At 65.0% G+C, this 24,287-nt stretch carries 19 protein-coding genes; 7 read left to right on the forward strand and 12 right to left on the reverse strand.

Translation table 11 applies throughout. The annotated features are described in order from the left end of the window. The 6 genes from AC6H34_RS11245 to AC6H34_RS11270 form a co-directional block, all read right to left on the reverse strand. Positions 1 to 771, reverse strand: coding sequence for a glutamine amidotransferase (locus AC6H34_RS11245; protein WP_497538866.1), 771 nt, complete (start codon positions 769 to 771; stop codon positions 1 to 3). 30 nt (positions 772 to 801) lie between these two features. Then, complete coding sequence (locus tag AC6H34_RS11250; protein WP_497538867.1) at positions 802 to 1,890, reverse strand: phosphotriesterase family protein; 1,089 nt, start codon at positions 1,888 to 1,890, stop codon at positions 802 to 804. Positions 1,891 to 1,892: 2 nt separating this feature from the next. Then, positions 1,893 to 2,900 carry an ABC transporter permease gene (locus AC6H34_RS11255; protein WP_448149902.1) on the reverse strand — a complete coding sequence of 336 codons (1,008 nt, stop codon included), beginning with the start codon at positions 2,898 to 2,900 and terminating at the stop codon, positions 1,893 to 1,895. Further along, a complete protein-coding gene (locus AC6H34_RS11260) occupies positions 2,897 to 3,697 on the reverse strand; it encodes an ATP-binding cassette domain-containing protein (RefSeq protein ID WP_448149901.1) in 801 nt (266 codons plus the stop codon). Before AC6H34_RS11260 ends, AC6H34_RS11255 begins: the two co-directional genes overlap by 4 nt. A gap of 82 nt (positions 3,698 to 3,779) precedes the next feature. Beyond that, entirely contained in the window at positions 3,780 to 4,721 is a 942-nt protein-coding gene (locus AC6H34_RS11265) for an ABC transporter substrate-binding protein (protein WP_497538868.1), read from the reverse strand. Between the two features lie 136 nt (positions 4,722 to 4,857). Beyond that, positions 4,858 to 5,478 carry a cupin domain-containing protein gene (locus tag AC6H34_RS11270; protein ID WP_448149899.1) on the reverse strand — a complete coding sequence of 207 codons (621 nt, stop codon included), beginning with the start codon at positions 5,476 to 5,478 and terminating at the stop codon, positions 4,858 to 4,860. Between the two features lie 309 nt (positions 5,479 to 5,787). On the opposite strand from AC6H34_RS11270, the gene AC6H34_RS11275 reads away from it, so the two are divergent. Together AC6H34_RS11275 and AC6H34_RS11280 are read left to right on the forward strand one after the other, a co-directional pair. Next, a complete protein-coding gene (locus tag AC6H34_RS11275) occupies positions 5,788 to 6,201 on the forward strand; it encodes a hypothetical protein (protein ID WP_448149898.1) in 414 nt (137 codons plus the stop codon). After that, positions 6,198 to 6,938 (forward strand): AcvB/VirJ family lysyl-phosphatidylglycerol hydrolase, encoded by a 741-nt coding sequence (locus tag AC6H34_RS11280; protein WP_497538869.1) that lies wholly within the window; start codon positions 6,198 to 6,200, stop codon positions 6,936 to 6,938. Before AC6H34_RS11275 ends, AC6H34_RS11280 begins: the two co-directional genes overlap by 4 nt. A gap of 44 nt (positions 6,939 to 6,982) precedes the next feature. Here the strand turns inward: AC6H34_RS11280 and hemW are convergent, their stop codons facing one another. Then, entirely contained in the window at positions 6,983 to 8,143 is a 1,161-nt protein-coding gene (gene hemW, locus AC6H34_RS11285; RefSeq protein WP_497539876.1) for a radical SAM family heme chaperone HemW, read from the reverse strand. Between the two features lie 162 nt (positions 8,144 to 8,305). Here hemW and AC6H34_RS11290 point away from each other — a divergent pair, with 162 nt between their 5' ends. Then, a complete protein-coding gene (locus AC6H34_RS11290) occupies positions 8,306 to 8,875 on the forward strand; it encodes a histidine phosphatase family protein (protein WP_497538870.1) in 570 nt (189 codons plus the stop codon). Between the two features lie 64 nt (positions 8,876 to 8,939). Here AC6H34_RS11290 and AC6H34_RS11295 read toward each other — a convergent pair whose 3' ends face one another. Then, on the reverse strand, positions 8,940 to 9,803 hold the full coding sequence (locus AC6H34_RS11295; RefSeq protein WP_497538871.1) for a LysR family transcriptional regulator: 864 nt from the start codon (positions 9,801 to 9,803) through the stop codon (positions 8,940 to 8,942). Between the two features lie 91 nt (positions 9,804 to 9,894). Here AC6H34_RS11295 and AC6H34_RS11300 point away from each other — a divergent pair, with 91 nt between their 5' ends. After that, positions 9,895 to 10,869: a quinone oxidoreductase family protein gene (locus tag AC6H34_RS11300; protein ID WP_497538872.1), complete on the forward strand. Its 975-nt coding sequence runs from the start codon at positions 9,895 to 9,897 to the stop codon at positions 10,867 to 10,869. A gap of 27 nt (positions 10,870 to 10,896) precedes the next feature. On the opposite strand, the gene yghX is transcribed toward AC6H34_RS11300, so the two are convergent. Then, complete coding sequence (gene yghX / locus AC6H34_RS11305) at positions 10,897 to 11,787, reverse strand: YghX family hydrolase (protein WP_497538873.1); 891 nt, start codon at positions 11,785 to 11,787, stop codon at positions 10,897 to 10,899. 211 nt (positions 11,788 to 11,998) lie between these two features. Here yghX and mutS point away from each other — a divergent pair, with 211 nt between their 5' ends. Both mutS and AC6H34_RS11315 read left to right on the forward strand, forming a co-directional pair. Continuing rightward, a complete protein-coding gene (gene mutS / locus AC6H34_RS11310; protein WP_497538874.1) occupies positions 11,999 to 14,722 on the forward strand; it encodes a DNA mismatch repair protein MutS in 2,724 nt (907 codons plus the stop codon). Between the two features lie 104 nt (positions 14,723 to 14,826). Next, a complete protein-coding gene (locus AC6H34_RS11315) occupies positions 14,827 to 17,640 on the forward strand; it encodes a [protein-PII] uridylyltransferase (protein WP_497538875.1) in 2,814 nt (937 codons plus the stop codon). A 126-nt stretch (positions 17,641 to 17,766) separates the two neighbouring features. Here AC6H34_RS11315 and AC6H34_RS11320 read toward each other — a convergent pair whose 3' ends face one another. The 3 genes from AC6H34_RS11320 to AC6H34_RS11330 form a co-directional block, all read right to left on the reverse strand. After that, entirely contained in the window at positions 17,767 to 19,764 is a 1,998-nt protein-coding gene (locus tag AC6H34_RS11320; protein ID WP_497538876.1) for a hypothetical protein, read from the reverse strand. A 72-nt stretch (positions 19,765 to 19,836) separates the two neighbouring features. Continuing rightward, positions 19,837 to 21,186 carry a hypothetical protein gene (locus AC6H34_RS11325; protein ID WP_497538877.1) on the reverse strand — a complete coding sequence of 450 codons (1,350 nt, stop codon included), beginning with the start codon at positions 21,184 to 21,186 and terminating at the stop codon, positions 19,837 to 19,839. A 2-nt stretch (positions 21,187 to 21,188) separates the two neighbouring features. Then, positions 21,189 to 22,310, reverse strand: a complete 1,122-nt coding sequence (locus AC6H34_RS11330) for a trypsin-like serine peptidase (protein ID WP_448149888.1) — start codon at positions 22,308 to 22,310, stop codon at positions 21,189 to 21,191. 398 nt (positions 22,311 to 22,708) lie between these two features. Here AC6H34_RS11330 and AC6H34_RS11335 point away from each other — a divergent pair, with 398 nt between their 5' ends. Continuing rightward, a complete protein-coding gene (locus AC6H34_RS11335; protein WP_497538878.1) occupies positions 22,709 to 24,154 on the forward strand; it encodes a DHA2 family efflux MFS transporter permease subunit in 1,446 nt (481 codons plus the stop codon). Positions 24,155 to 24,287 lie beyond the last annotated feature (133 nt).

Raw genomic sequence — 24,287 nt, forward strand, 5'->3', positions numbered from 1 at the left:
TCAGCCTTTCGTGGTGGCCCAGGCGAGCATCTGCTCGAACAGCCTCTTGTAGCCGCTCCAGGCGATGAAGCCCGGGGGTAACCAATGCGGCCCGACATCGGAAGTCCAGGCCACGGTCCGGCCCTGGCCGAAGGTGCCGGTGACCAGCAGGGGCTGGGAGCCATAGTCGGCTGAGACGGTCGCGAGTATCTCCGCTCCCGGCTTGGGCGTCACCTCATTGTAGCCGAGCAGGATCGGCCATTCCGTTCCAAGGCCCTGCAGGATCGGGTGATCGTTCGGGCCGGTGACGGCAGGGACATACCCCTCCGGCACCTCGACGCGATCGTCGAAGGCAAGGCACTCGACCGGCAGCACGTCCTCCACGGGCGTCTTGCGGTAGCGTGCGCCGCCATTGATGCCCTGGAAGCTGAAGTAGCCTCCGAACATCAGGAGGCCGCCGCCATTCTTCACATAGTCGCGGATCAGGCGCAGGCGGTTCGGCGTGGGCTTGGAATGGATCCAGGTATCGGGATGCAGCAGCAGCGTATTGGCGCCGATGTCGGAGAGGACGACGGCGTCGTAAGCCGAAAGGGCCTCCATCGTCTGAGGGAAATCGCGCTGGGCCTCGTGCGAGGGCATAAAGGTCACGTCGAAGGGGCTGTCCTTCAGGGCCGCGAGGAGCTCGTCCGCGCCGGTGTGATAGGTAGCGGTCGGGAACTGGTCGAAGCCCTTGATGTGAGTCGAGGTCGAGACCCAGGATTCGCCGGCGAGCAGGATTTTCTTCTTGGACATGGTCACTCCTTGGGAAACGGATGGGTGCGCTCACGCCGCGGCGGAGAACACGGATTTGGGATTGTCCACGAGCATGCGGTCGATGGCGGCCTGCTCCACGCCATGACGCTGGAGGCGAGGTACGAAATGCTTGAGGATGAAGCCGTAGCCGAAGCCGCCATAACGGGTGAGCATGATCTTCAGGAAAACGTCCTGGGACAGGAGCAGGCGGTCCTCGAACCCCATGTCGACAAGCGCGCGAATTGCCGTGGCGCTTTGCTCGTCGGAGGGGGACTGGGCTTCCTGGTCGGCGAAATAGTAGTCCATGCCGATCATGTCGTATTCGAGGAAGGCCCCGCGCCCGGCCAGCGCCCTTTGATAGGGCAGGTCGGCGTGGCTCGGATTCATGTGGCAGAGCACGGTGTGTCGAAGGTCTGCGCCTTCGGCTTCCACGATATCGAGTACGCGATGGCCGAGGCGCTCCCATCCCGGCAGATGGATGGAAAGCGGCAGGCCGGTAATCCGGGCGGCGCGCGCCGAGGCGCGCAACGACTTCTCTTCCTCCGCCGTAAAGTCCTTGCTGACGCCCACCTCTCCGATGATGCCGGCCATGATCTCAGGCTGCGTCTCGCCGCCGCCGACATCGTTGACGATGAAGTCGGTCACGGCTTCGACATCCATCGCCTTGAGCCATTCGGGGTGCGTCGGCTCCAGATAGAAGCCGGTACCCATGATGATCTTCATGCCGGAGGCGCGTGAGATGCGCGCGAGCTTCTCGGGAGCACGGCCGATCCCGATATTGGTGGCCTCGATCACGGTATGGCCGCCGAGTGCCTGGAAGCGTTTCAGCTCCGACAGGGCGAGATCGCTGTCGTCGAGCGAGACGTTGTCGCGGTTCATATACGGATTCATCCGCAGTTCGCCGATGATCTCGATGTTCACCTTCTGCTCGGCAATCGCCTTCTCGGCTGGATGGCAGGGGCATTTCCAGGTTCGCGCGCCGTCGAGCAGGATATGCTCATGCATCAGGGTGACGCCGAGGTCGTCGACGGCCATCGGGCCCAGCACGGTCATGGCGGTGCCGGACTTGACGCCGATCGGCTTGCGTTCGGCGGGACGGGCTTGAAACAGGTGATCCATGGTCAGTGGTTCCTCATCGCGCCCTTGAAGATGCGGAAGTTCAGCCAGATCGCGATCAGGATGATCGAACCGGTGACGATGGGGGTCAGGAAGGGCGACATATGGGCCAGTACGAGCCCGTTGGCGATCACCGCGACCGTCAGGGCGCCCAGCACTGTTCCGATGACCGTGCCGCGACCGCCGAACAGGCTCGTGCCGCCCAGCACCACCGCGGCGATGACGTCCAGTTCGAAGCCCTGGCCGGCATTGGATGAGCCCGAGCCGAGACGTGCCGCTAGGATCACGCCGGCGGCCGCGGCGGCCGTGCCGGACAGGATGTAGACACACAGCACCACGAGGCGGGTGTTGATGCCGGCGCGCCGGACCGCCTCTGCATTGGCGCCGACCCCGGTCACGTACCGGCCGAAAGGAGTCTGGTTGAAGGCAAGGAAAGCCGCCACCAGCACGACGAGGGCGATCAGGGCCGGAACCGGGATGCCGAGGAACCAGGCGCGGCCGATCGCGGTGAACGGGTTCATGGCGTCGACAGGGATCGAATAACCAGCCGTGATCAGCAATGCGAAGCCACGGATCACCGATAACCCCGCCAGCGTGACGATAAAGGCGGGAATACGCTCATAGGCGATGAAGAAACCCTGCATGGCGCCGATCACGCCGCCCATGGCGAGCATGAGCACGATCACGACGGGCCAGGGGATGCCGGCCTGCAGCGAGGCGGCGGAGAGCGTCGCCGCGAGTGCCAGCACCGACCCCACCGAAAGATCGATGCCTCCGGTGGTGATCACGAAGGTCATCGCCGCGGCGACGATCAGCAGCGGCGCCGACTGGCGCACGATGTTCAGCAGGTTGGGTGCGGTGAGGAAGGTCTCAGTCCAGATGGAGAAGACGAAGCAGACGAAGACGAAGAAGAGTGCGATCGAAATGATGCTCCCGTTCGTCATGGCCTTGTCCCGCCACCGTGCCTTGTGGACGCGTGGACGGTGGGCCGGAGAGGAGGATGACGTCGTCATGTGCGTGCTCCGCTGTCCTTGAGGGTTCCGGCGGAACGCGCGCTGAATTTACGTCCGACGATGAGGTTCACGACCTCCTCGATATTGGTGTCCTCGATCCGGCGTTCGGCGACGTTGCGCCCCTCATACATCACCTGGATGCGGTCGCAGACGAGGAAGAGATCCTGCAGGCGGTGGGTGATGAGAATCACGCTGACGCCACGTGCGCTGACGGTGCGGATCAGGTCGAGCACCGCCTCCACCTCGGCGACGGCCAGCGCGGCGGTCGGCTCATCCATGATCAGCACAGAAGGATTGAAGGAGGCGGCCCGGCCGATGGCGATCGATTGGCGCTGCCCGCCGGAGAGGTTCTCCACCTTCAGCCGGGTGTCGGCGATGACGATGCCCAGCTTGTCCAGCATGTCACGGGCCTGGTCGTGCATCCGGCGCTGGTCGAGGAAGGAAACGCCCAGCACACGGCGCTTCGGTTCGCGGCCGAGGAAGAGATTGCCGGCGACGTCCACGCTGTCGCAAAGCGACAGGTCCTGGTAGACCATCTCCACGCGAGCCGCACGGGCATCGGCGGGCGAGGTGAAGGATTGAACCTTGCCGTCGATCTCGATGGTGCCGGAGTCGGGGATCACGGCGCCCGACAACACCTTGCTCAGGGTCGATTTGCCGGCGCCGTTGTCGCCGACCAGCCCCAGCACTTCGCCGGGCTTGAGCATCAGGGATACGTCGTCCAGGGTCTGGATCGTGTTGTATCGCTTGGAGATACCGGTCATTCTGACGCGGTAGGGTTCGCCATTGTCCATCATGGTTCCGCCTGGCAATGAAACACCCATCCCGCAGCTTTGTCGCAGCGGGCATGGGATCGATCGTGCTGTGGCCTGGCAGCCGTTACTTGAACATGGCCCGGAACTTGTCGACGTTCTCCTTGGTGACGATCGTCACGGGAACGTTGATGATCGGCTCGATCTTCTCGCCCTTCTTTACCTTGACCAGGGCCTCGACAGCTGCCTTGCCTTCTCCGGCCGGGTCCTGCTGGATCACACCGGTAACCCAACCCTGGTCGATTCCCTCGATGGCCTGCTTGGTCAGGTCCCAACCGAAGACCTTGACGCCGTCCGTGCGCCCCTGGCTGGTCACGGCGGACACGGTGCCGAGCAGGGCCGGTTCACCGGTCGCATAGATCGTGGTCATGTCGGGATTGGCCGTCATCAGGTTTTCGGCGGCGGTCAGGGCGACATCCTGCACATTCTGGCCATCGACCGTATCGAGGAAGGTCACCTTGAGGCCGCTGGCGCCCACCGCCTTCTTGAAGCCGTCCAGCCGCTGGTTCTGGATGTAGGAATTGAGCGCGCCGACCACGCCGACTTTCGCGGTGCCGTTGAGCTTGGACTTGACGTAGTCGGCGTAGAACTTGCCGATGTCCTCGCCCGCCTTGAGGTTGTCCACGCCGACAAAGGCTATGTTGTCGCCGTCGGGGATCTGAGCGTCGATGGCTATGACCGGAATGCCGGCCTTCTTCGCTGCCGTGATGGCGGGCTTCACGCCGTTGACGTCGATGGCAATCAGGATGATGCCGTCGACTTTCTGCGTGATGTAGTTTTCGACAGCGTCATTCTGCGCGCTGGGGACGTTGTTGGCGTTGAAGATGACGAGATCGACCCCCGCAGCCTTGGCGGCGGCCTGGGCACCCTCGTTGATCTGATTGAAGAACAGGGCCTGCTGATTGATGGTGACGAGGGCGAAGGTGTCGGCCAGGGCGGACACCGAACCGAAGGACAGCGCGAGGGCCGCCGCTGCCGCATAACCGGCAAGATACTTTGAGAGCCGCATTTCAGTTCCCTTCATGGATGGCCCGTGCCGGGCTCATTTTCAATCGTAACCTCCACATAATTCAAGAGACTTGAATACATGTCAAGTTGCTTGAATGAGAGGCCTCGATTCACGAGGTACTGGTCGAGAAGGAGGCTCAGAAGGTGGCGGGAGTATTGACCCAGAAGATGCTCGCCCTCTCGGTTCCGGTGTTGCGATACCAGTGCGGCAATTCCGACCTGAACACGAAGGTATCGCCGATGGAGAGCCTGAAAGTGCGTTCACCGACCATCAACTCGACGGTGCCCGCCAGGACGTAGCCGACTTCCTCACCCTGATGCCGGATGGGCCCGGCACTTTCGCCGCCCGCCTCGATGTGATGGATGTTGCACTGGAGAAGATGGCCGGGGGAATAAGGGATGACGCGCTCCAGCGAGATGCCCTCGCCGCGACGCAGGGGGTCGAGCGAAATCAGCGGGCGGGTGCCTGCACGAAAGACGATCCCCTCCTCGCTGTCGGATTCCTCGAACATCCAGCCTATGTTGGTTCCAAGCACCTCGACGAGGCGGTGCAGCATGGGCAGGGAAGGCGAAGCCTTGCCGTTTTCGATCTTGGAAAGCAGGCTTTCGGAGCAGTCGGCCGCGGTAGCCAGCGCCTTGAGCGTCAGTCCCCGAGTCTGGCGGGCGAGGCGCAGACGGGTTCCGAGCCGTACGGGATTGGCCTGCTCCAAGGGGTCGGGTTGATCGCCGGCGCGTCGTTTGAGGTCGATCTTGTTCATGCAGCGATGCCAGATGCTTCTTTGTTCTAAAGCCTAGCAACAAAGTCTAGGCCACAACGGCGCATGCTGTCCACTTTGCTCCCACGAACGTTGAGACATGCACGCCTCGCCGCGTGGAACGGGCGGACATCGATACGGGTTTGAGGATGGCCGGAATCCGGCGGCCTTCGGCAGATGCGACCGAGCGATGCCGCCATGGACGATCGCCCGGAGAGATGGCTTGTTCCTCCCGGTGCTTCGGAGTACGCCTGTCGGCATCCGGTGCCCTGGTTTCATCCCCGCCAGCAGCATCGCCTGGATGAGGATCCCATGAGCGCCGCCCGCAAGATCCATCTTCTGACCTTCCACCTGTCCGGCATCGCCGACGAGGACGCCGCCGATGAGTTGCTCGACGATGTCGAGGAATTCGCCGATGGCGTGACGTGGCCCCTCGGCCAGCCCGATGCCTACAAGTACCGCGAGGGCGAGGCGGATGGCGAGGTCAAAAGCGCCGTTGAGTTTCAGGTGCGGGCAACGGCGACGGGCGTTGCCGTCGAGGCGGAGAAGCGCGACTTCGAGGCAGCAATGGCCCTGCTGGAGTATCTGCGCCGGCTCTCCCTCGCCCATGCCCTCGTCATCGAAGTCGATTTCGATGACGAGAATATCGGCTCGATCGACAGGGGGGTGTTCAGCGCTTCGCTTCATGCCGGCCTGATCGAGCCCTGGTCGGCGGCCGCCTCGTGACGGCCTCGGCGGGAGCGGCGGGGAAGCGCATCGGAGGCCGCTCGCGGGCGCTGCTCGTCCTGGGCCTCCTCTTCGTGGGCCTCGCGCTCTTCGAGTCTTCCGGCCACGCGGCGGAGGAGTCCCTCGGCCTCCCGCTCGAGATCCACAGGTCGTCGCGGCCGGATGGCACGATCATGCTGCTTCTGTCCGGCGACAATGGCTGGGGCGATCTCGAGGAAGCCGTGGCGAAACGGGCCAACGAAGCCGGCATCAGCGTGATCGGCATCAACTCCTACCGCTATTTCTTTTCGGGCAGCACGCCCGTGTCTCTCGCGGCGGATCTGCAGCGCATCCTCGCCTTCTACGGGCGATCCTGGCATGGCGAGCGGTTCGTACTGGCCGGCTATTCCTTTGGCGCCGATGCGCTCCCGTTCGTCTGGAAGCATCTGCCGGAGGAAACCAGACGGCGCACCGCGCTGATCGCGTTGATCGGCCTGCAGCCGGCGGCCAATTTCAGCATCTCGATCTGGGAGATGCTGAATTTTCCCGCACCTGACGACGTGCCGATCGAGCCGGCGGTGCGCCAGTTGCCCAGGCACAAGGTGCTTTGTATTCACGGTGCCAGAGATGGCGAGGCCTGCAACCTGCCGGTGCTCGACGGCGCCGCGCGGGTGTCACGTCCGGGGGGGCATGGTTTCGACGGCGACTACGGCGCCGTCGCAGAGGCGATCCTGGCCCGGCTGCACAAGGTGCGATAGGACCGGCTGGCGCTGAGGCGGGGGCCTTCCCCGGCGGGGAGCGCTCAGGCCGCGAGGTCGCCGATGACGGCGTCGAGCAGCGGAAAGCCTGCCCGCGTGACGCGGATATGGGAGCCGTTGCGCTCGATCATGCCGCCCGAACCGAGGGCGGCAAGCGTTTCCTCGGAGACGCCGCGGCCGCGCAGATGCGCAAGACGCTGGAGATCGATGCCCTCGGCCAGGCGCAGGCCCATCAGCAGCATTTCATCACCCTGTTCGTCCGCGGTGAGTGCCTGGTCGTCAGCCAGGCCGTGGCCGTTCTTGCGCACGCCCGCGAGCCATTTTTCCGGGTTGCGTTCCGTCGACAGCGCGCGCCGCTGTCCGCTCTCGTCGACGAGGCGGCCATGGGCGCCTGGGCCGATGCCGGCGTACTCGCCATAGCGCCAATAGACGAGATTGTGCCGGCATTCGGCACCGGGCCTTGCGTGGTTCGAGATCTCGTAGGCGGGCAGGCCGCGCTTCTCGCAGGTTTCGCGGGTGATATCGAAGAGCACCCGCGCGTCGTCATCCGGCATGGGGATCAGCTTGCCGGCCGCCACGAGGCGCTCATACATCGTGTCGGGCTCGATGGTGAGCTGGTAGAGCGACAGGTGCTCCGCGGCGCGGTCGATTGCCTCGTCTAGCTCGCGCTGCCAGTCGGCCGGGTGCTGGTTCGGCCGTGCATAGATGAGGTCGAAGGAATAGCGCTCGAAGTGCCTGGCGGCGATGGATACCGCCGACATCGCCTCGGCCACCGAATGCATGCGGCCGAGCCGCTTGAGGTCGGCATCGTTCATGGCCTGCACCCCCAGCGAGACACGGTTGACCCCGGCGGCGCGATAGCCGGCGAAGCGCGTGGCATCGACGCTGGTGGGATTGGCTTCGAGCGAGACCTCGACATCGGGCGCAACCCTCCAGGCGGCGCCGACGGCATCGAGGATCGCTCCCACCGTCGCGGGTTCCATCAACGAAGGGGTGCCGCCGCCGAAGAAGATCGACTCGACCGTGCGCCCGGGTGCGATCGCGGCCATGTGGGCGATCTCCCGCCGATAGGCGTCGAGATAGTCGGCCTGGTCGACCCCGCCATGGCGGACATGGCTGTTGAAGTCGCAATAGGGGCATTTGACCAGGCAGAACGGCCAGTGCACATAGATGCCGAAGCCGGGCTCTTGGGCGGAAGGATTCATCGGGCTCAAGTGGCACTCGCGGGCAGCGGCGTCAATGGCCGGGAGTGACGGAGAGGATGAATCAGGAAGAGCATGGGCGCCGTTCGCCCTCGATGCGGGGCGCGCCACAAAAATGCTGCACGCCTGTTGCTCCTCATGCTTCCCTCAACGCGGCCCGGTGGCATGATCTATCTTCTTCGGTATGGCGAGACGGCCTGGAATGCGGCCGGGCGATTCCAGGGACGGCAGTACACGCCCTTGACATCGCGCGGTATCGAGCAGTCCGATGGCATGGGCCTCCGGCTGGCCCGGGAAATGGCCGGGCGGGAGAATGGCTTCGAGATCCACGTCAGCCCCCTCGGTCGGGCCAGGCAGACGGCGGCATACATACGCCGTTCCCTGGCGCTGCCGATGAAGGAGGAGCCGCGCCTGATGGAGGTGACGACCGGTTCCTGGGATGGCATGACGCTCTATGAGATCGATATGGAGTATCCCGGCGTCCTGGCCGGTAGCACTGCCTTCGACTGGTATTTCCGTTCGCCAGACGGCGAGACCTTCGCGCAGGCCTGCCGACGCATCGAGGGTTGGCTGTCCAGCCTTTCCACGCCCGTGGTGGCCATATCCCATGGCCTCACCGGCCGCCTGATCAGAGGTATCCATTGCGGCTTGCCCGAAAGGGAGATGCTTGCCTTGCCCGTCCCGCAGACCGGTTTCTATCGCCTGCAGCAAGGCAAGGAGGATTTCATCTGTTGAGGCAGAATGCGTTCGGGCCGGCAGGAATTTCGAAGGCGGCGTTCCGATCCCGCCGTCAAACGCGTCAAGGCGCCGTCCTGCCCGCAATCGCCTCGCGCAGTTCGGCCGTCACGGCGCGTATGGCCGGTGAGTCCTTGAGGTCGCTATGCACGGCCAGCCAGATCTCCCGGCGCACGGCGGGCTGTTCAGGCGCAACCGCCACGAGGCCATCGCGGGTCCCCGCCAGGAAATCGGGCAGCATGGCCACCCCGACGCCCGCCCGAGCGAGGCCGATCTGGATCTCGAGCGTGCTCGCCCGAAAGCCGACCGTCCTGGCCCCGGCGAAAGCCAGCAGGCTGCGCTGCTGGGGAGAAGCTTCCATGATGCCTTCCTCGTAGGCGATGAAGCACCAGTCCTCCGGCTTCGTTCCCGTCAGGTAGGCCGGGCTGGCATAGAGCCCGAAGGTGATCTCGCCGATCCGGCTGATGGTGAAGTCGCCCTTCGGGGGACGGGTGAGGCGAATGGCGATGTCCGCCTCGCGACGGTCGAGCGAGGCCTCGCGTTTCTCACCGATCAGGCGAAGCCGGATGCCGGGATGCCGGTTACGGATTTCCGCCAGCGGCTCGATCAACCGGGCGGCGGCATAGGATGGCGGCGCGCTGATGGTGATATCGGCCACCAGCGCACTCTGGGCGCTGACGCGAATCCGCTCCACCGCCATCGACTCCGTGTCCATCCGGCCGGCAATGGCGGCGATGCGCTCGCCTGCCTCGGTCAGCAGGAGGCGTCGTCCCCGCCGGTCAACCAGCTTCAAGCCCGTCCCCTGCTCCAGCGCCTCGACCCGCCGGGCGATGGTCGCATGCTCCACGCCGAGCAGCCGGGCGGCGCCCGACAATGTTCCGGCGCGGGCGAGAGCAGAGAAGTGCCGCAGGTCTTCCCAATTCGCCAATGTGAATTTTCTCCCATGTGATGGGAGATTATCGGGAATTTTCACACAATGGTCCATCCTGCACGATCCTCTCGATCAGTGGGAGGCCATCATGGACAAGGTAGTCAGGCTGACGGGGACCGGCGGTGTCGAGCATCTCTCGGCGCAGGATCAGGAACGCAAAGCGCCTGGACCTGGCGAGATCCGAATCCGCCAGGAAGCCATCGGCGTCAATTTCATCGATATCTATCACCGCATGGGGCTCTATCCGCTGCCGGCCTTGCCGACGATCCTCGGGGTCGAGGGCGCGGGCGTGGTGGAGGAAGTCGGCGCCGGCGTGACGGTGGTATCGGCCGGCGACAGGATCACCTATGCCGGTGCCCCCGTGGGGGCCTATGCCACGGCGCGCCTGCTGCCCGCGGCGCGCGCCGTCCGCCTGCCGGATGACATCCCCCTCCCGCTTGCCGCGGCCTCGATGGTGCGCGGCATGACGGCCCATATGCTGCTGACACGGACCTATCCCGTCGGACCGGATAGCACGTTGCTGGTGCATGCGGCGGCGGGGGGACTTGGCCTCATGCTGGTGCGCTGGGCAAAATATCTGGGCGCCACCGTGATCGGCACGGTGGGATCGGAGGCGAAGGCGAGTCTCGCCCGTGACGCCGGCGCCCAGCATCTCGTCGTCGGGCGCCAGGCCGATCTCGTCGGCGCGATCGCCGAACTCACGGGAGGGCGCGGCGTCGATGTGGCCTATGACGGCATCGGCGGCGACATGCTTCGCAAGAGCCTCGCCTGCGTCAGGCCCTTCGGGACGGTGGCGAGCATCGGCCAGGCCGGCGGTGCCATCCCTCCGCTCGATGTCGCCGAGATCGGCCCGCGTCGGGCGCTCTGCCTCGCCCGGCCGAGCGTGATGGCCTACTCAGCCGATCCCGCCATCTATCCGATCGCCGCCGAGGCCGTGCTGCAGGCCATGCGCCGGGGCATCGTGGGCACCATCGGTGGCACCTATCCGCTCGCGGAAGCGGCACGCGCGCATGCCGATCTCGAAGCGGGGCGCAGCAGCGGAAGCCTGCTGCTGATTCCGTGAAGCGCCCTAGGCAAAAACCATCATGCGCTAGCCGGCCAGGTACCGGTTGAACCAGCCTATGGTGCGTTCCCATGCCAGCTTCGCCGCCGCCTCGTCGTAGCGTGGCGTCGAATCATTGTGGAACCCATGATTGACGTTGGGATAGACATAGGCCTCGTAGACCTTGCCGTTCGCCTTCAACGCAGCCTCATAGGCAGGCCAGCCCTCGTTGACGCGGGTATCCAGTCCCGCATAGTGGAGGAGCAACGGCGCCCTGATACGCGGCACGTCCTCGGCCTTGGGCTGCCTGCCGTAGAATGGCACCGCCGCGGCCAGTTCGGGGTAGGCGACGGCGGCCGCATTGGCGACGCCCCCGCCATAGCAGAAGCCCACGATGCCGACCTTCCCATTGATCTGGTCGGATTTCATCAGGAACTCCACGGCGGCGAAGAAGTCGTTCATCAGCTTGACCGGATCGACCTTCTGCTGCAGCGCCTGGCCCTTCTCGTCATTGCCCGGATAGCCGCCCACCGAAGTGAGACCGTCGGGAGCGAGGGCGACGAAGCCCGCTTTGGCGACCCGTCGCGCGACGTCCTCGATATAGGGGTTGAGGCCGCGATTCTCGTGGACCACCACCACGCCACCCACCTTGCCCCCCGCCTTGGCGGGTCGCACGAGATAGCCGCGCACCTCCCCATTCCCGTTCGGCGAGGCATAGGTGATGTATTCGGGTAAGATATCGGGATCGGTGAACTCCACCTGCTGCGCCATGGCGTAGTTCGGACTCATCGAAGCGAGGACGGCCGCCGCGGTCAGGCCACCCACGGCATATTTCGCGGCGCGGTCGAGAAACTCGCGCTTGGTGATAATGCCGTGAGCGTAGAAGTCGTAGAGTTCGAGCAGCTCGGGCGAAAAATCCTTCGCGGTGAGACGTGTCACGGCTCGACTTCCTTTCTGCAATGACCCATGGCCGAAAAGTATAGGCAGGCGTCGCCGAGGGGTCCAGAAAGGCAAAGATGACAAATTGGAGAGGAAATGGCGTAAGCGGGGAACGTCCCGGTGAAGCGGGAAGACATGGTGCCGCCCTCTATCCACAAGGCAGATATCACCCAGCCGTGCCTCGTGGCGCCCCTTCTGCTAGCGTATCGCCATGACCACTTCGCCCCAGAAGCTCGAACCGGCGGACGCCCAAAACGTCACGCCGATGATGGCGCAATATCTCGAAATCAAGGCCGCGCATGCAAGTGCCCTGCTCTTCTATCGCATGGGCGATTTCTATGAATTGTTCTTCGAGGATGCCGAGATCGCCTCGAAGACGCTCGGTATCGTGCTCACCAAGCGCGGCAAGCACCAGGGCGAGGACATCGCCATGTGCGGCGTGCCGGTGGTGCGCTCCGACGAGTACCTGCAGAGGCTGATCGCCCGTGGCCATCGCGTCGCTGTGTGCGAGCAGATGGAGGATCCGGCAGAGGCGAAGAAGCGCGGATCGAAGTCGGTGGTCAAGCGCGGCGTGGTACGTCTCGTCACGCCCGGCACCATCACCGAGGAGACGTTGCTGGAGCCGACGAGGGCAAACCTCCTGCTTGCCGTGGCGCGGCTGCGCATTTCCGACGACGAGGTGCGGTTCGGCCTTGCCTTCGCAGACATCTCCACCGGCGAATTCGGCCTCTCCGAGTGCGATCCGGCGGGACTTTCCGCCGAGATCGCCCGGCTCGATCCCTCGGAGATCGTGCTGGCGGAGGCCGTCCATGAAGATGGCGAGTTGGCCTCGCTGTGGCGCGAGCTGCGCGCCGCGGTGACGCCGGTCGGCCGCGACGTCTTCGACGGGGCGCAGGCGGAACGGCGGCTCGCGGCCTTCTACGATGTCGGCACCATCGATGGTTTCGGCAGTTTCTCGCGTGCCGAACTGGCCGCTGCTTCCGGTCTCGTCACCTATATCCTGCGCACCCAGGTTGGCCAGAAGCCGGCGCTGGACCCGCCCCGGCGCGACCGCGCCAGCGCCCATATGGCGATCGATGCTGCGACGCGCACCAATCTCGAATTGCTTCGCACCACGAGCGGCGAACGTGCGGGCTCGCTGTTCGATGCGATCGACCGCACGGTGACGGCCGGGGGCGGCCGCCTCCTGGCGCAATGGCTCGCGAGCCCGCTACTCGGGCCCGAGGCCATCGTCTTGCGGCAGGATGCGGTGGCGTTCTTCGCCGAGCAGGCGCTCCTGCGGGGCCAGATCCGCTCACGGCTGAAATCCGCGCCCGACATCGCGCGCTCGATGGCGCGCCTCGCTCTGGACCGGGCCGGCCCGCGTGATCTTGCAGCTCTTCGCGAGGGGCTGGCCGGCATTGCCGCGCTGGAAGGGCTGCTCCAGCGCCAGTCCGGCCTGCCGCCCGTGATCGCCGGAATCCTCACCGCCCTGGCGCGGCCGGAGGCCAGCCTGGCGCCGCGCCTTGCCGCCGCCCTGCAGGACGACCTGCCATTGCTCAAGCGTGACGGCGGTTTCGTGCGCACCGGCTTCAGCACCGAACTCGACGAGACACGGGCCCTGCGTGACGAGAGCCGCCGCGTGATCGCCGGGCTGCAGTCGCGCTACGCCGAGGAGAGCGAGGTCCGCCAGCTCAAGATCAAGCACAACAACATGCTCGGCTATTTCGTCGAGGTGCCGCAACAGGCTGGCGAAGCCTTCCTTCAGCCCGGCCTGCGCGAAACCTACGTGCATCGCCAGACCATGGCGGGCGCCATGCGCTTTTCGACTGCGGAACTCTCCACCCTGGAGTCCCGGATTGCATCGGCGGCCGAGCGCTCGCTGGCGATCGAGTTGCAGATCTTCGCCGCGCTGGCCGAGGGCCTGATGGCGGATGGCGCCGCCATCCGAGCCGCCACCGAGGCACTGGCGCTGCTCGACGTCGTCGTGGCGCTCGCCGTGCTGGCCGAGGAGGAGAACTACGTCCGCCCCTTGGTCGACACCTCGCTCGCCTTCGCCGTCGAGGGTGGTCGCCATCCGGTGGTGGAGCAGGCCCTCAAGCGCGAGGGAAAACCCTTCGTCGCCAATGATTGCGACCTCACCGGCGAGGAAAACGAAAAGAAGCCCGCCGGTGCGATCTGGCTGCTCACCGGCCCCAACATGGCGGGTAAATCGACTTTCCTGCGCCAGAATGCCCTGATCGCCGTGCTCGCCCAGATCGGTTCCTTCGTGCCGGCGCGCCATGCTCATATCGGCGCCGTCGATGCCCTGTTCTCCCGCGTGGGGGCGGCGGACGACCTGGCGCGCGGGCGCTCGACCTTCATGGTCGAGATGGTGGAGACGGCGGCAATCCTCAACCAGGCGGGACCGCATGCCCTCGTCATCCTGGACGAGATCGGTCGCGGCACGGCCACTTTCGACGGCCTCTCCATAGCCTGGGCGGCCATCGAGAACCTCTCCGCCGTCAACCGATGCCGGGCCCTGTTCGCCACGCACTACCACGAGCTTACCCAGCTCACGAGAAAGCTTCCCCGCCTTGCCAATGCCACCATGCGGGTCACGGAATGGCACGGCGACGTCGTGTTCCTGCATGAGGTGGTGCCGGGCGCCGCCGATCGTTCCTACGGCATCCAGGTCGCCAAGCTTGCCGGCATGCCGGCGGCGGTCGTCGAACGCGCGCGTGCCGTCCTGGCCCAGCTCGAGGCGAAGGATCGGCAGGCGCCTGCCAGCCGGCTGGTCGACGACCTGCCGCTCTTCGCCGCCGCTCCGAGGCCGACGGCAGCGCCGGTGGCGAAGCAGAAGGACGAGATTGGCGAGGCGCTCGATGGGCTCGATCCCAACGATATGACGCCGAGGCAGGCTCTCGAGGCCTTGTTTTCCTTGAAAGCCAAACGAGATAACGCCAAGAAGGGGTGACCACCCTGGGATCGCAGGCATCCTAACCTGCTCTTCCTTTCCCGATGCGTATCGTTTCCAAGAGCAGGCTAGGATGCCTGCAATCCCAGGATTCAAGAATTTCCATGCTCGACAAGCCCGATCGTGAGTTCAATCTCGTCATCGACCGCATGGCGCTCGAAGCCGAGATCGATGCGCTCGCCCTCGAGCATGAGGGCGATCCGGATGCCTTGCGCCAGGCCGTGGTCAGCTTGCTGAAATCGACGCTGAAGGATGGGCGCGAGCGGATCTACCAGTGGTTCCGCGAGGATCGGCTCGGTACGGCCTGCGCCCAGCGCCTGTCGTGGCTGGAGGATGAGATCATCCGAGCCACCTATGCCTATGTGACGCGCTATCTCTATACCTCGCACAATCCCAGCGCCGGCGAGCGCATGGCGATCATCGCCGTCGGCGGCTACGGGCGCGGCACGCTGGCGCCTGGTTCCGACATCGACCTGCTCTTCCTGCTGCCGGCCAAGCAGACGGCGTGGGGCGAGAGCGTCACCGAGGCCATTCTCTATGTGCTGTGGGATCTCGGGCAGAAGGTCGGCCACGCCACCCGGTCCATCGACGACTGCCTGCGCCTCGCCCGCTCCGACATGACTATCCGTACGACGATCCTGGAGGCGCGGCCGATTCTCGGCGACATGGCGCTCGCCCATGATCTGTCGAGTCGCTTCGATCGCGAACTGGTGCAGTCGACCGCGGCCGAGTTCGTGGCGGCCAAGCTCGCCGAACGGGACAATCGCGTGGTCAAGGCCGGCAATTCACGCTACCGGGTCGAGCCCAACGTCAAGGAAGGCAAGGGAGGGCTGCGCGACCTCAACACGCTCTACTGGATCGCCAAATATGTCTATCGCGTGCACGAGCCGTCGGCGCTCGTGGAGGCCGGCCTTTTCACGCGGCGCGAATACCGGCAGTTCGTGCTTGCCGAGGATTTTCTCTGGGCCACGCGCTGCGCCATCCATTTCCTGACCGGGCGCGCCGACGACAGGCTGACCTTCGATATCCAGCGCGAGATCGCCTCCTTCCTGGGCTATGCGGATCGCGGCGGCCTGCGTGGGGTCGAGCGCTTCATGAAGCACTACTTCCTCGTGGCGAAGGACGTGGGCGACCTCACGGCCATCGTCTGCGCTGCCCTGGAGGAACGCCAGGCCAAGCCAAAGGCGAGGCTCGATCGCTTCATGGCGCCTTTCCGCCGCTCCCAACGCAAGGCGCTGACCGGCACGAAGGATTTCGTCATCGAGACAGGCAGGCTCAACGTCGCCAATGACGAGGTGTTCGCGCGCGATCCGGTGAACCTGATCCGCCTGTTCCACCTTGCCGATCGGCACAGCCTGGCGCTGCATCCGGATGCGATGCGCCTCGTTACTCGTTCGCTCAAGCTGATCAATGCGGCGCTCCGCGAGAACAAGGAGGCGAACCGCCTCTTCCTCGAGATCCTCACCTCGCGCAACGCGCCGGAGACCGTGCTGCGGCGCATGAACGAGACCGGCGTGCTCGGCCGCTTCATCCCCGATTTCGGCAAGGTCGTGGCGATGATGCAGTTCAACATGTACCACCGCTATACGGTGGACGAGCATCTGCTTCGCTCGGTCGGCGAACTTGCGGATATCGACCGTGACGTGGGGGCGGACGAGCACCCGCTCGTCAACGAGATCATGCCGACGATCCAGAACCGCACCGCCCTTTATGTCGCCACCTTCCTCCACGACATCGCCAAGGGCCGGCCCGAGGATCATTCCATTGCCGGCGCCAGGATCGCCAAGAAGCTCGGGCCGCGACTGGGCCTGACGCCGGCGCAGACCGACACGGTCTCCTGGCTGGTCGAGCAGCATCTCGTGATGTCGATGACGGCGCAGTCGCGTGACCTTTCCGACCGCAAGACCATCGAGACCTTCGCCGGCACGGTGCAGACGCTCGAACGCCTGAAGTTGCTGCTCATCCTCACCGTGGCCGATATCCGCGCTGTCGGGCCTGGCGTCTGGAACGGCTGGAAGGGCCAGCTTCTACGCTCCCTGTTCTGGGAAACGGAGCTGGTACTGGCCGGAGGGCATTCCAATGCGGACCGCCGGGCGAGCGTGCGCCAGTCGCAGGAAGAACTCCGCGCCGGCCTCGCCGACTGGAGCAGCGACGAGATCGAGACCTATATCGCGAAGCACTACGCCCCCTACTGGCTCAGGGTGGACCTGCCGCGCCGCCTGCGCCATGCGCGCTTTATGCGCTCGGTGCTGGAGCGCGGCGAGAGTCTCGGCACGGAGGTCGACACCGATGCGTTCCGCGGCGTGACCGAGCTGACGATCCTGGCGCCCGACCATCCGCGACTGCTCTCGATCATCACCGGAGCCTGCGCGGCTTCCGGCGCCAACATCGTCGACGCTCAGATCAACACGACCACCGACGGCCTCGCGCTCGACACCATCTTCGTGTCCCGCGAATTCCCGCATGACGAGGACGAACTGCGCCGCGCGGGCCGTATCGCCAAGGCTATGGAGCAGGCGCTGCAGGGCACGATCCGCCTGCCCGATGCCGTGGCCAAGCGCAGCGCGATCTCGGTCAAGCCGCGCCAGAAGGCCTTCCACGTGGCCCCCGAGGTGGTGGTCGACAACGAGTGGTCCAATCGCCATACCGTGGTCGAGGTCTCGGGTCTCGATCGTCCGGGCTTGCTCTTCGATCTCACCACGGCATTGTCGCAACTCAACCTCAACATCGCATCCGCCCATATCGCCACATTCGGCGAAAAGGCGGTGGACGCCTTCTACGTCACCGACCTGACGGGCGCGAAGATCACGTCATCCGACAGGCAGGACAGCATCCGCAGCAGCCTCCTGGCGGTGTTCCGGCGCGATGGGAAGCAGGAGGCTTCGACAGCGCCGAAGGGCGTCGTGTCGGGTCGTTGAGCCGTAAACCGTGAGCAGCGGCCTTGCAGGGGAGGTATTTCGGTGAGCTTCAGCCGCCCGGGGTTGCCGCCTTCGATGACCACGCGCAGGCGTCCGCGCTGATCTGCTCTGCTTGCCGTCCCATGCTCATCCGCCCTTGTCAGCCCCTTCGCCGAACCAGACCTCCAGGGTGCCGGCCTTGATGGCCGGGTTCATGGGCGCAAGCTTCATTCGGACGAAGCCATATTTCCGCAGGTCGCCGACCAGCAAGGCGGCGGTGTCGCCGTCGGCCTGCGAGCCGTAGCGCACTTCGTTGACGCCCACCGCGCTGGCGACGTTCTCCGCGCCTTGAACGTGCCAGCCAAGCCGGATCATGGCCGCTCCCACCGCCGAAGCGTCGTCACGCGGTATGGCGGTGAATTGCAGGAAGACGAGTTGGTTCGGGGCAGGCTCCAGTCCGATATTGTGCTTGAGTTCCGTGAACAGCTTCTGGGAGGCCAGCGTGAGGCGTTCGCCACCATCGGCGGGTTCCTTCGCAATCGCAGGCGGTGACGCCTCTGCCTTGGCCGGCGAAGCCGGTGTCTCCGGCGAATCCAGCAGCCAGGCCGCGGCGCGGCGAGCGCCGGCCCGTGCATTGCTCCAGTCGGGCCGGCCCCATTTACCGGGCGGTACCGCCGCAAGCACCTCGAGAAGATTGGCGAGGCCGGTCTGCGTCAATCCGTCGACAGAGGGATGCATCAGCATCCCCACCATGGTGTCGCATATGCGGACCTGATCGCTAGTCGGCAAAGTACCTCCCTGCAGCGCATCCTTGAGCTGCCGAACCGCTTTGTCGCGCTGCGTCTCGTCCGGCGAGTCGATGAGGCCGGTGCTCACCAGCAATTGCTGCCCCGCGGTCAGCCCGGCCGGTGCAGGCGGCGTGTAGGCGTCGTAGCGATCCAGCGCCTGCGTGAGGGTCGCCGCCAGTTCGCTGGCCGTCTTCTGATGTTCCGCTTGCGGAGGTGTCGCGGTAACGGCGCCGAGCGTGTTCCGGGCATCCGCGAGAAGGGCCTTCATGCGGCTGAGCTCGGCCTCGAGCGCCTTGATGCGGGTCGTGCTGTCGGCCTGATCCTGGGCCGCCAGATTCAGGAGATCGCTGAGCTTCCTGGCGCGGATGCGGGCATCGGCCGTCTGGTTCTCCGCATGGACACGGGCGCGCTTTGCCACCTCCGCGGCCTGACGGCTGGCCTCGGTCTCCTTGAAGAGATAGCTCGCCGCTGCGGCCAGCAGGATGAGCAGGAAGGAGACCGCGAAGAAACCACGCCGGATGAACAGCGTGCGGCGCTCGGCCGCCTCGCTGGCGACGACGAGTTTCTCGATCTCGGGATCGTTGCGGCGATAGGCGGATGCTTCTGCCAGCGCTACACCCGTGAGCAGATAACCGGGCAGATAGTCCGATTCCCGCCATTGCCGGGCAAGGGCGCTGAGGCGGATCTGCTCACGCGGGTCGATCGCGGCGGAGGCGGCCGCGGATTTCGAGAGGCGCTTTCGCGCCAGGTGGCGCCAGGAGAGCGCCAGGGCGGCGCTGGCGATCAGCCCGAACACCGCGATCGCCACCAGGACATTGCCGGCGATCATGTGGTGCAGGCTGTCATAGCTTTCATCGCCTCCGACATCGGGCCCGGGCGATGTCGCAAGATATTCCGGGGCAAGCAACAGCCCGATCATCCCGAGCCAGGCGGCGAAGACCAGGCTCCAGAACAGCCAGCCGTTGAGGCGCGTGGTCCGCCGCATGACCTTCGATGGAGATGGCGGAGGCGGCGAAGGAAGGGGCGAGACAGCCGGCGGGGACGGTGCCGGAGGGGCCGCTCCCGTGGGCTCCAGGGTTGCCTCGGGCGCGAAGGGCATGATCTCGAGGTCGAGGTCGGGAAATGTAATGCTTTCGGAGCAGGCGAGGAGCTGAGCGCTCCAATATTCGAGGATATCCTGGGCGGCCCTGCGATCGTCCTCCTGCTCAAGTATCGTGCCCGTCGCTATGATCTTCTGCCGGAAGGAGAGGACAGCATCCTTGTTTCGCCCTTCGCTGGCACGCCACTCGCGCAGGAGTGCGAGGTGCTCGGCGCGAAGTGCCGTGAGGTTGGCGTAGGGCAGGGCCGGTTCATCCATGACACCGAGCCTCCGCTTGCGGATTGACGTGGGCAGGTGACTCGAGGAGGCAGATCCACCCGTGACGCTTCTTCATGCCAAGGCCCCCACGACTGCCTGAAGGCGGCTGCTGATCTGGGCGGTGCTGTCGAAATCCGACTTCAACTTGCTGTCCACCTCGAAGAAATGCGAACCAACCTTGCTCTGGAAGATGAAGAAGGCCCTTTTCAGCGCCTTGACCTGGTCGGGCACTTTGACGGCGAGCGCCGGGTCGGATTGCATGCGTTCGATGTCGAGTAGACATCCATCGACGCGGTCGCTGTCCTTCTGGTCGATGACATAGGTGGCGGGACCGAGATCGAGGCCGTTGGTGCTGAGCGCCGAACTCCGGGTTTCAGGCCACAGCTCCGCCATCTGACCGAGGATGAGGTCCGCGGTATCGTCGAGGCACTCTGCCAGGATGGATAGATTCTGCTCGACCGTCTGCAGGCGGTCATGCGCGGTCACCCTGTCGATGAGGTTCTTGCGCAGTTCCGCCAGGGCGGCGATGGCGGGGCCTAGCTGCCCCGCATAGAGTTTGTCGAGCCCGCTGACGCTCCCGAGGGTGGTCGCAAGATCGGCGAGGGGCAGGCGATTGGCCGAATTGAAGATGTACTTGTTGAGGAGCGGCGACTGTTCGCTGAGGATGATGGCGATGCTGCGAAGGGCGATGCGGATGCGGGCCGGAAGGCCGTTGTCCAGGCCGTCCTGGCATTTGCCGGCCGCCTGTTTGAGGATCTCGATCCAGGATTGGTCGAAGCCGTTCAGGAGTGCGGCTTTCTCCGGTGCGTCGATCAGGACGCGGATGTCGGTGACCGCGCGGTTGGTCGCGCCGATATAGCCGGCGATCATTTCCGAGCTGATCTGGTCGTCAGCGGCGGTCACCGCCGCCTGCAGCAGGGTGCGCGTCTGTGTCGTTTGGAGGCGATGCAGCGTATCGTGAAGAGTCTTGTAGATCACCAGGAGGTTGATGCTCTGCGTTATCGAGGTCAGCCTGTCGCGCGAGGCGGAGAGCTGGCCGCGCACCTCGTCCCTCTTCATCAGCTCTTCGAGGCTGCTGATGCCGGAGACCACGGCATAGACCTGGGGCTGGACGCTGGGCGGGGCCTCGAGCGCGCCGGGGAGCACGGACTTCACCAGGATCTGGAAGGGCGGAAAACCGGGGTCCCTCTTCTTGGAATAGAGCACGCAGGCAATGAAATTGGTGAGGATGCCTGTCTTCACAGCCCAGTCGATGCAGTCCCTGGCGATGTCGCGCCGCGGCTGCTGCTCGAAGGAAATGCCGGTGATCGGCTCGTTGTTGCATACCAGCGTGAGGTCGCCGAGTTCCCGAAAAGTGCACAGATCGCCGACGCTGTCGGCCAGCGCGATGATGCTTTCGGAGGGCAGGGCGGGGTCCGGCATGCTCAGCCTCCCGCAGAGAGCCTGTCGCCATGGCCATTGGCGACGAGGTCTGCCCTGATGCGGCCGGCCGGGATGCCCTGGTTGAATTTCGGGTCGCTCCACGCCGGGTCGCCATAGTGATGCAGGGCGACAAGCTGCCAGTCCATGCTGAGACAGGGCGAGCCGGATGAGCCGGGATCGGTGTTGGTGGCGTAGCGCAGGCGCGGCCGCTCCGGCGCCCCCGGCGTCGGCAGCACGGCTTCCGTATCGATCGCAAGCTTGATGGGTCCGCCATGCGGATGTTGGACGATGATCAACGGAGTTTTTTCCGGCAGGGTCTCGTCACGCTCCGGCAAGGCGAACCAGCCCCGCTCCTTGCCCGCCGCCTTGGCCAGGCACAGAAGAGCGAAATCGAGTTCCGTGGCCAGCGGTGGCGGCTGGTCCGGCGTGTCGGAAGCCTCGGCCGGCGCGTAGGGCCGATGATGCAGAAGGCCGCCATCGGCAAGCGCGATCTCCTCGCCGGTGCTGAAGGAACCGTCTGCCTGCCTGGCGTAGTCGAAGCGGCAGGAAAGCGTGGCCAGGCTGCCTTGTCCGGCGGCGTTCTCGACGACGTGCCAGTTCGTCAGGACGACGCTGGGGCCGACGAGGAAGCCGGTGCCTGCCGGGCTGCCGCCGATGTCGACGCGGCAGACGCGATGGCTCGCCTGGTCCAGGCCTTGGGCCCACAGCCGCAGATCGAGCATCTGCAGATGGGGCTTTATGTTCCGCTGCAGGCCGGGCGCCAGCTTGCCATCGACCGGCTGGGTGCCGCGGTTGGCATTATCCTGCACGACGAAGTCGAAGGGACTGGTCAGCTGGTCGACGGCGGCTTCCGGCGCGAGCTGGGTGATCAGGCCGCGAATATCCGCCCGGAACGGGCGTTTGGCGTAAACGGTCTTGAGGAAGGCGACCGTCTGTCCTTCCTGTTCGAGACGGGTCAGCAAGTCGCGCAGGACGACCAGGAGCGGATTGGCGGTATTGGCCCAATAGACGTCCAGCTGATCGCCCGTTGCGATATAGACGAGATCCTTGAGATCGTTGAGATTGACGGTCTTCGTCAAGGCTCTCGAAAGCTGCGATATCTGCTCCCCCGTGAGTTCCTGCACGCCGCTCCCCTCCAAACCCGCCCGTCAGCCGGCGCCTCGCGAGGCAATGCCGGTGATCGGCCGAAGCCACCGGGGATCACCCCCGGGGCCCCTTCGATACGAATTCGCGGCACCTCGCAGCGAGAAACTCCAGCTTTCCGTTACGTCCTGTGCTTCCCGGCTCCGGCGCCATGTCGAGCTGGCAATCGCCAGCGATAAGCAGCTTGTTGATGCGAGATATACATTACAACAATACCAGAAAGCCCAATATAGAAAATTGAACATACAATAGGATAACTGCGTGAAAGCGGCGTGAATCTGGTAGTTCGTGTCCGGAATCCTGTTTCAATCAAGTCTGATCACAGGCGGGCACGACTTCGTGGCTTGCCGCCTCGCAAGGCCTGCGCTACATCCGGCCGATGCTTGAGAATGCGGGTGCCCCGGCGGAGGCGGAAGAATTCGCCACCCAGCGCGACGGCCGTCTGCGGCTGCTGATTCCGCTGGTGGTCGGCGTCGCCTTCCTGATGGAGCATCTGGATTCCACCATCATCGCCACCGCGATCCCGCAGATGGCCGCCGGTCTCGATACGACGCCGCTCAGGCTCAACCTCGCCATAACCGCCTATGTGCTGACACTGGCCGTGTTCATCCCGGTCAGTGGCTGGTTCTCCGATCGTTTCGGTGCACGCCAGATTTTCGTGCTGGCGCTCACCATCTTCACGGTGAGTTCGGCCTTCTGCGGTATTGCCCAGAATTTTGAGATGCTGCTGGTCATGCGCATCTTCCAGGGTCTCGGCGGCGCGATGATGACGCCCGTGGGGCGGCTGATCCTGCTGCGCAGCTTTCCGCGCAAGGAACTCGTCACCGCCATGACCTACACGACGATGCCTGCCATCATCGGTCCTGTCATCGGTCCGCTGCTCGGCGGCGTGCTGACCCACTATCTTTCCTGGCGCTGGATCTTCTACGTCAATCTGCCCTTCGGCGTGCTCGGCATCATCTTGGCGCTGCGTTTTGTCGGCGACATCCACGGCAGCCGCAGCGTGCGGTTCGATTTTCCGGGCTTTCTGATCGTCGGTACGGCGGCGGCCCTCCTGCAGTTCGGCATCGAGAATATCGGGCGGCCGACGATTGCCGTTTCCTGGATCGTCGCGGTGCTTGCCGCAGCCGTGCTGCTGCTTTTCGCCTTCGGCTGGTATGCGCGGCGCGTCGCCGATCCCGCCGTCGACCTCACGCTGTTCCGCCTGCGCTCCTTCAGCGTCGGTACCCTGGCCGGCGGTATCTGCCGGGTCGGCATGAACGGGGTACCCTTCGTACTGCCTCTCATGCTGCAGGTCGGCTTCGGCATGAGTGCCATCGAGTCCGGTTCGATCACCTTCGTCAGCGCGGTCAGTTCCTTCTTCGTGCGGCCCGTCTCCAAATACATGCTGCGCCTTTTCGGCTTCGACCGGGTGTTGTTCTGGAGCGCGGTGAGCGGCTCCGCGCTGATCGCCGGCTTTGCGCTGATGCAGCCCGACACGCCGCATCTGTGGATCGACGCCTATGTCTTCATATTCGGCTTGGCGCGTGCCGCACAGTTCATGACCTCGAACACGCTGTCCTACGCCGACATGCCCTCCGCCCAGCTCAGCGGCGCCACCAGCCTCGGCGGAGTGCTACAACAGCTCAGCGTCAGCTTCGGCGTCTCGCTCGGTGCCATGTTCCTGGGCATCGTCACCTGGGATGGTTCGCCGCTGACGCCGCAGCACTTCCACCAGGTCTTCCTCCTGATGGCGATCATTCCGCTCCTCTCGCTCCCCGGCTTCTTCTTCCTGCATCCCCAGGATGGCGTGGAAGTGAGCCAGCACAAGCGAAAGCCGAAGTGAGTGATCCGGAGAGCCAGGCTCCCAAATCCTGACAAAGAGAGGAAGTCCAGGGTTCCAAACGAACCGGTCGGCCTTCGAAGGCCGGTGCGCCGGGGGAGCGTATGAAATCCACGTTCCCGTTGCCCTTGCACCT

The organism is Labrys sp. ALF-8, assembly GCF_059699065.1.

What these genes read in the sequence shown, in the direction of transcription:
- AC6H34_RS11315 (WP_497538875.1), top strand. Translation starts at nt 14,827, where the DNA reads ATGCTCGACAAGCCCGATCGTGAGTTCAATCTCGTCATCGACCGCATG.
- AC6H34_RS11335 (WP_497538878.1), top strand. Translation starts at nt 22,709, where the DNA reads ATGCTTGAGAATGCGGGTGCCCCGGCGGAGGCGGAAGAATTCGCCACC.
- hemW (WP_497539876.1), bottom strand. Translation starts at nt 8,143, where the DNA reads ATGAATCCTTCCGCCCAAGAGCCCGGCTTCGGCATCTATGTGCACTGG.
- AC6H34_RS11270 (WP_448149899.1), bottom strand. Translation starts at nt 5,478, where the DNA reads ATGAACAAGATCGACCTCAAACGACGCGCCGGCGATCAACCCGACCCC.
- AC6H34_RS11325 (WP_497538877.1), bottom strand. Translation starts at nt 21,186, where the DNA reads ATGCCGGACCCCGCCCTGCCCTCCGAAAGCATCATCGCGCTGGCCGAC.
- AC6H34_RS11275 (WP_448149898.1), top strand. Translation starts at nt 5,788, where the DNA reads ATGAGCGCCGCCCGCAAGATCCATCTTCTGACCTTCCACCTGTCCGGC.
- AC6H34_RS11255 (WP_448149902.1), bottom strand. Translation starts at nt 2,900, where the DNA reads ATGACGACGTCATCCTCCTCTCCGGCCCACCGTCCACGCGTCCACAAG.
- AC6H34_RS11245 (WP_497538866.1), bottom strand. Translation starts at nt 771, where the DNA reads ATGTCCAAGAAGAAAATCCTGCTCGCCGGCGAATCCTGGGTCTCGACC.
- AC6H34_RS11265 (WP_497538868.1), bottom strand. Translation starts at nt 4,721, where the DNA reads ATGCGGCTCTCAAAGTATCTTGCCGGTTATGCGGCAGCGGCGGCCCTC.
- mutS (WP_497538874.1), top strand. Translation starts at nt 11,999, where the DNA reads ATGACCACTTCGCCCCAGAAGCTCGAACCGGCGGACGCCCAAAACGTC.
- AC6H34_RS11250 (WP_497538867.1), bottom strand. Translation starts at nt 1,890, where the DNA reads ATGGATCACCTGTTTCAAGCCCGTCCCGCCGAACGCAAGCCGATCGGC.
- AC6H34_RS11320 (WP_497538876.1), bottom strand. Translation starts at nt 19,764, where the DNA reads ATGGATGAACCGGCCCTGCCCTACGCCAACCTCACGGCACTTCGCGCC.
- AC6H34_RS11300 (WP_497538872.1), top strand. Translation starts at nt 9,895, where the DNA reads ATGGACAAGGTAGTCAGGCTGACGGGGACCGGCGGTGTCGAGCATCTC.
- AC6H34_RS11290 (WP_497538870.1), top strand. Translation starts at nt 8,306, where the DNA reads ATGATCTATCTTCTTCGGTATGGCGAGACGGCCTGGAATGCGGCCGGG.
- AC6H34_RS11260 (WP_448149901.1), bottom strand. Translation starts at nt 3,697, where the DNA reads ATGATGGACAATGGCGAACCCTACCGCGTCAGAATGACCGGTATCTCC.